This is a genomic window from Methylophaga sp. UBA5088, assembly GCF_002414625.1.
Classification (GTDB): Bacteria; Pseudomonadota; Gammaproteobacteria; order Nitrosococcales; family Methylophagaceae; genus Methylophaga; species Methylophaga marina.
On sequence record NZ_DIAC01000066.1, the window covers coordinates 20,688 to 21,319 of the forward strand.

At 43.8% G+C, this 632-nt stretch carries 1 protein-coding gene; it reads left to right on the forward strand.

Going from position 1 to position 632, the window contains the following annotated elements:
* On the forward strand, positions 1-604 hold a 604-nt coding region (gene nhaD / locus B4K20_RS08510; protein ID WP_289282569.1), incomplete at its 5' end, for a sodium:proton antiporter NhaD.
* Between the last annotated feature and the right edge of the window lie 28 nt (positions 605-632).

The window sequence follows — 632 nt, forward strand, 5'->3', positions numbered from 1 at the left end:
TTTCCTGCATTTACCACCTGTCATTGGCATGATGACTGGACTAGGCTTATTAAAGCTCTACGGTTACACCTTAAAAATGCGTGATAAAAAAACATTTATCAACACAACATCTGATGAAGAAGGATTACCAGGGGTTAAAGTTGAAGGATTAGATCGACGCAAACCGTTCAATATATTTCAACAGGTTGAGCGTGCAGAATGGGACACATTGATGTTTTTCTACGGCATTATTTTGTGTGTAGGTGGACTTGGCACCATTGGTTATCTCAACCTGGGTTCGCAGCTGATGTACGGAGACTTGGGCCCAACAACCGCTAACATTCTAGTCGGTATTGTGTCAGCCATTGTCGATAATATTCCTGTGATGTTTGCTGTGCTTTCAATGAATCCGGACATGAGCCAGGGACAATGGTTATTAGTCACGCTGACAGCGGGTGTCGGTGGTTCTTTACTATCGATTGGCTCAGCAGCGGGTGTCGCTGTGATGGGGCAAGCGCGAGGCATTTACACTTTCTTCTCACACATCAAATGGATCTGGGCGATTGCCCTTGGTTATGCAGCCAGCATCTATGTTCATCTCTGGCTGAATAGTGCCATGTTTTAATAAAACAAAACACATCTTCTCAATAAAA